Source organism: Bacillus sp. JJ722, from assembly GCF_036963345.1.
GTDB lineage: Bacteria > Bacillota > Bacilli > Bacillales > DSM-1321 > Bacillus_AD.
In genome coordinates, this window is record NZ_JBALMO010000340.1 from 2,384 (window position 1) to 3,733 (window position 1,350).

The following is a 1,350-nucleotide window of genomic DNA, read 5'->3' on the forward strand; positions in this document are numbered from 1 at the left end:
CATTACGATGGCTTTAATAGCAAATGGGTATGCGGAAAGTTCTGATATCCAACTATGGGTGCAAGTATCGTGTGCATTAGCAATGGGATTAGGAACTTCTATCGGTGGTTGGAAAATTATTAAAACAGTAGGCGGTAAAATCATGAAAATACGCCCTGTTAATGGTGTTGCAGCAGATTTAACTGGTGCGACTATTATATTTGGTGCAACTACTATTGGAATGCCTGTTAGTACTACTCATGTAATTTCATCATCCATCCTTGGCGTTGGATCCGCACATCGATTAAAAGGTGTTAAATGGGATACAGCACAACGTATGCTTGTTACATGGGTTATTACATTACCCATTTCTGCGATCTTAGCGGCAATCACATATTTTATTTTACAATTATTTTTTTAAAGAATAGTGTTCAGGTTGATTCAGGAAAAAAATACTATTGAAACTATGTAAGAACAAGGTTATTATAGTTATACAAGCTGCATTGTTTGTAATGATATCCTAAGTTTTAACCTTTATGCTAGAATAGGGAGTTTTAATATTGAAATGGGAATGATAAGTCTCTGTCTATATGACAAGGAGAACATGCAGGAACATTTTTGCGAACACCCACTTTGTGAAGTGGTGGTTTAAAACTTACTTATTTGTCTACGGCAACGCGGCTTGTTACTATTTATGAAATGAAACAGTTCCAGTAGGGACTGTTTTTTTGTTATGAGAATGTATAGAATGTTTGTAGAGGAAGTATCAACTAGATAAGCATTTTATAAAGAAGAGGGGTAACATGAATACATTATCAAAAGCAATCGAACAGTTAGAAGAATTTATGAATTCGACGGAAAGAATTGTGCTAATTAAGGGAACTCAACATTTTAAGAAACATATATTAGCATTACATATGGTAGGAAATGTGACGGAAAACTGTAATATATTATTTCGCAGTAATACTATTCAGAATGCGGGTGATTTCCTAAAAACAAAAACACCAGCGAAGTCAGGTAAAGCATATTCATTTAATGATCATCACTCGGTATATATTGATACAAATAGTAGCTTCACATGGAAAAAATCACCACAAGAAGTGGACTATAGCATCCTATATCCATTTGATTCTGTGTGCAAGGAGCAGAATAAAGAAGCTGTCATTGAAGACATAATAAAAAGAACAAAGAAAAAAATATTTATTGTTTCGTGTAAGGATACATATGATTATGAATGGTTACATAATTATGCTTATAGGCAGGTTATTTATGATCAAAAGCAAGTGAAATCTCTATAAATACTTAAATGTAAGAAGCCTTTTTGAAAGGCTTTTTTTATTTATTATCATTTTTTTATATAGGAAGCAATAT

General features: G+C 32.8%; 2 protein-coding genes and 1 other RNA gene. All 3 read left to right on the top strand.

Going from position 1 to position 1,350, the window contains the following annotated elements; genetic code table 11:
• Window positions 1–400, top strand: a 400-nt coding sequence (locus V7014_RS25585) for an inorganic phosphate transporter (protein ID WP_335511676.1), incomplete at its 5' end; no start/stop codon positions are given.
• A gap of 71 nt (window positions 401–471) precedes the next feature.
• A non-coding RNA gene (gene ssrS, locus V7014_RS25590) (6S RNA) lies at window positions 472–667 on the top strand.
• A 115-nt stretch (window positions 668–782) separates the two neighbouring features.
• A complete protein-coding gene (locus V7014_RS25595; RefSeq protein ID WP_335511678.1) occupies window positions 783–1,277 on the top strand; it encodes a hypothetical protein in 495 nt (164 codons plus the stop codon).
• Window positions 1,278–1,350 lie beyond the last annotated feature (73 nt).